General features: G+C 44.1%; 3 protein-coding genes. 1 reads left to right on the top strand and 2 read right to left on the bottom strand.

Features of this window, described 5'->3' with window-relative positions:
- Positions 1-185: 185 nt before the first annotated feature.
- Both IM319_RS18410 and queA read right to left on the bottom strand, forming a co-directional pair.
- On the bottom strand, positions 186-1,895 hold the full coding sequence (locus IM319_RS18410) for a serine protease (protein ID WP_287736518.1): 1,710 nt from the start codon (positions 1,893-1,895) through the stop codon (positions 186-188).
- Between the two features lie 162 nt (positions 1,896-2,057).
- Positions 2,058-3,155: a tRNA preQ1(34) S-adenosylmethionine ribosyltransferase-isomerase QueA gene (queA, locus tag IM319_RS18405; RefSeq protein WP_287736519.1), complete on the bottom strand. Its 1,098-nt coding sequence runs from the start codon at positions 3,153-3,155 to the stop codon at positions 2,058-2,060.
- A 161-nt stretch (positions 3,156-3,316) separates the two neighbouring features.
- Here queA and IM319_RS18400 point away from each other — a divergent pair, with 161 nt between their 5' ends.
- Positions 3,317-3,706 carry a hypothetical protein gene (locus IM319_RS18400; protein WP_002733765.1) on the top strand — a complete coding sequence of 130 codons (390 nt, stop codon included), beginning with the start codon at positions 3,317-3,319 and terminating at the stop codon, positions 3,704-3,706.
- Positions 3,707-3,930 lie beyond the last annotated feature (224 nt).

The following is a 3,930-nucleotide window of genomic DNA, read 5'->3' as shown; positions in this document are numbered from 1 at the left end:
GGGTTTTACCCATTTTCAGGTGGTCAATTACCTAATTTTCAGGGAAAAAGTCCCTGAATTTTCCCCCCAATCACTGCAAGGGTCGGCACTTTTTGAGGGAAAAAAAGTCTAAAAACCTTGTTGGATAAGGTTTTTAGATTTATTCAGCAAACCCTAACTACTATCCACTATCCACTGATAACTGACTACTGATTACTGATAACTGAAAAAGTTCCCCACTCCCTTAACCTTTCTCGCACCCTGTCAATGGGAATTGCGAAACCGCAGCCCAATTTAACGGCATTTTCTAGGGGTTTAGGAGTAGAGGGATTGGCACAAAATAAACTCGCTTGGGAAATCACTCCCACCACTTGATTTTTATCGTTTAAAACTGGACTTCCCGACTGTCCAGAAACGACAAACATGGATAAACTTAAGGATTTTTCTTCATTATCATTAACAGTGCCTTTGCTGACAGTCCAATCTTTTTGATTAAAAGGATTACCGATCGAGATTACTGATTGATTAGCGGCAATTGGTAGGGGTGCTAAAGCTAAAGGTTTTAAATCTGGGGGGGGATTTTTTACCTCCAATACTGCTAAATCGAGCCAGTCGTTAGGGGGGGTAGTGTGGAGAATTTTAGCTTTTGAACGCTTGGGAATTTTTCCCTTGGGTGGTTGGCTATAATACTCGACAAAAATGCGCGCCCCTGCATCGATTTCTTGACGGGAATTCGTCACCACATGGCGGTTAGTCACGATCCAAGCTGTGTCTTGATCTCGTTTTAATAACCAACCAGTGCCGATGCCATTTTTATTTTGACCACGAATGACAATTTTAACAATTGAGCGTTTTAAATTCACCAGAGGATCACTCTTAAGACTGGGAATTATCTCTGGCATTTTTAATAATTCGGGATGATCATGAATTAATCGCCCCCGTTGGATTTCCTGTAAAATAAATCTAGCTTCTGATAAATTGGGATCAATTTCTACGGCCTGCCGACACCAATTTAGACCCTCATCGATCTGACCGCTATTGATATAGGTATAACAGAGATTTTCGTAAATCTCGGCATTTTTGGGGCTAATTTGGCGCGCCTGTTGAAAAACTGCCATCGCTTCCCCTAGTTTTCCCTGTTCCGCTAAAGCTTTCCCTAAATAATTATAAATATCCCCATCTTTAGGGGCGTAAATTAAAGCCTGTCGATATATTTGCTCTGCTTGCTCCCATTTTCCCTGTTTTGCTAGGGTTTCTCCTAATTTTTTGTAGGTTTCACCCTGACTAGGTATCAATTCTAGAGCTTGCTGATAGGCATAACTGGCCTCTTGCCAGAGTTGCTGTTCACTATAGGCCTTTCCCAGATAAAAATAGGCTTTTCCCTGACTAGGATCGAGAAAAACCGCTGCTTGCAGAGCTTTCGCCGCCTCATCCCAACGTTGTAAACTATAGAGGGCTTTTCCTAGCTGAAATTGCGCTTTAAAAGTTGGTTTAATGATAATTGCTTTTTGGTAAGCCTCGATCGCCTCTGACCATTTTTCCTCTTGCGCGAAGATATCTCCCAAAGCCACTAAATAATTACTTTGGGAGGTTTCCATCGGTGGTTTATCATTAACGATAAAGGCATGATTATAGGCTTTTAAGGCTTCAGAATAACGTTTTTGACTTTGCAAGACCTGAGCGATTTTTATATGGGCTTGGCCCGAATTTTCGTGAAAAGATAAAACTGTTCGGTAAGCAGACAGAGCCGATTCCTTCTCCCCCGCGGCCAAAAGTTGATCGCCTTGCCAGAGATAAGCCAAGGCAATAAGATAAAAAATAGCAAAGGGAGCGGCGACCATGAAGGCAATAATTACGAATATTTGCCAGGATTTGCCAGAATAGCGGCGACCGATTTTAAGATCTTTTCTTTTCATTTCTTGGTTAGGATAGACAACAGGCCAGAGGTGGTTCGATAATCGACCTAGACCAATTTAGATGCGCGGGCCGCTTACACATATTTTTGCTTTTCCTGTTGCCCTTTCCGCAGTTCTGCTGCTCCTTCTTTCTGGGGTATGAACGTAATTTTGTCCAACTACTTACCGATTACTGCTGCGAGCGCTGGGTAGGATTAACATAGCATCACCGAAGGAATAGAAACGGAAACGCTCTTGGATAGCTTCTTGATACAATGCCAGTAGTCTTTCCCGTCCGATTAAGGCACTGACTAACATCATCAAACTGGACTTGGGTAGGTGAAAATTAGTGATCATGCCGTCGATAACCCGCCATTGATAACCCGGATAGACAAATAAATTCGTTTTTCCCTGAAAAGCGGTTAATTTCTCGCTCTTACTTTCTTTAATTGCCCCTTCCAAGGCGCGAGCTACCGTGGTTCCCACGGCGATAACCCGGCCACCTCTAGCCTTTGTTTGGGCGATTTTTTCGGCAGTTTCGGCGGAAATCTGCAAAAATTCTTGGTGCATTAGGTGTTCTGTAATATTTTCCACTTCTACGGGACGAAAGGTTCCCACTCCCACATGAAGGGTGACATAGGTGGTATCTATACCCTTCTGGGCGAGCTTATGGAATAATTCGGGAGTAAAATGTAATCCGGCCGTGGGAGCGGCCACAGAACCCTGTTTATCAGCGTAAACTGTTTGATAACGGTCTTCTTCCGCCTCTGATTCGGTGACGTAGGGGGGGAAAGGAATATGACCGTACTCCTCCAACATATCCCAAAAACTGCGCTGGGGATGACGTTGAAATTCCAGCAGACGACCACCGGTGTTCAGATCTCGATCGATTACTTTCGCTAACCATAATTTTTCTTGGTCTTCCGTCGGCCCTGTTTTCGGATAAAAAAGGACTTCTGAACCGACTTTAAAGCGTTTTCCCGGTTTCACCAGAGATAACCAACGATGGTCATCTTGTTCTTCTAATAGTAATATTTCTACGGGTGCGCCCGTGGTTTTACGTCCAAATAAACGGGCCGGAATCACGCAGGTATCGTTGAAAACCAGCAAATCCCCCGACTCTAACCAAGTGGGTAAATCCCGAAAAATAGCTAAATTATGACTATTGGGAGAATCTACCACCAAAAGACGGGAACTATCCCGGGTTTCGGCGGGATTTTGGGCAATTAACTCTGGAGGAAGGTGATAATCGTAGCTGGAGAGTAATTGGTCAGGGATCATCGTCATTATCATCATAAAGAGCTTCGCAAAAGTTGGGTAATCCTACCCAGGCGAACTTCACTAAATCGGGGATTTCTCCCCTTGGTACCTGGAACGGTTTATCGTCAGACTTAGAGATATAACACTAATCGTGACTATTAGCCAATAGCCCGGCGGCCACTATGGACTATCTCTATTTTCTTGCTAATGCTAGTTTAACGCTACGAGTCACCGAATACCTGCGCTCGATGACTCATCTGCCTTCCTCCGTCATGACGGTTATCCATCAGATTAACGGTTGGGTGGTCAAGGTAAAGTTTAATCAAATGCTGACTCCTTGCCAACACGGTGATTTTCGCGCCTACATGAATGAGTTAGGGATTCCCTATCAACCAGAAATGCGTCTCCAGATGGTTTTTTGGAGTTTGGAAACGGGACAATCTCCTATTGATGTCATGCGTCGTTATCAAGTGGCGATCGTGTCCCATGGTACCCCGGATCAGCAAGATATAGAGGCTTTTCGGCAACAATTTACTAAGGGTTTAGGATACTGTCCTGAAACTCTAGCCTAGGGTTTATTTTCTCTCGGGATGCTCTTCGAGGGCAACTACAGGACTTAAATCGTTGATGTGATCAATTAACTGATACAAGCGTCCTTGACACTCCCCGCTCTAAAGAGACGGGGATTCTTGGTTCACAGAGATTACTTGCGAAAGACAGAATTGCTTCTGAAAAAGTAGAGGTATTCTCTCCCCAAGCGTTTATTGGATCGAGCATCGAAGGTTCCGGTATGCCC

This window comes from Microcystis sp. M113S1, assembly GCF_020246945.1.
In the GTDB taxonomy this organism is placed as follows: Bacteria; Cyanobacteriota; Cyanobacteriia; order Cyanobacteriales; family Microcystaceae; genus Microcystis.
The sequence above is the reverse complement of the archived record's forward strand: the minus strand, read 5'-3'. Positions and strand labels throughout refer to the sequence as shown.

What these genes read in the sequence shown, in the direction of transcription:
- IM319_RS18410 (WP_287736518.1), bottom strand. Translation starts at nt 1,895, where the DNA reads ATGAAAAGAAAAGATCTTAAAATCGGTCGCCGCTATTCTGGCAAATCC.
- queA (WP_287736519.1), bottom strand. Translation starts at nt 3,155, where the DNA reads ATGATCCCTGACCAATTACTCTCCAGCTACGATTATCACCTTCCTCCA.
- IM319_RS18400 (WP_002733765.1), top strand. Translation starts at nt 3,317, where the DNA reads ATGGACTATCTCTATTTTCTTGCTAATGCTAGTTTAACGCTACGAGTC.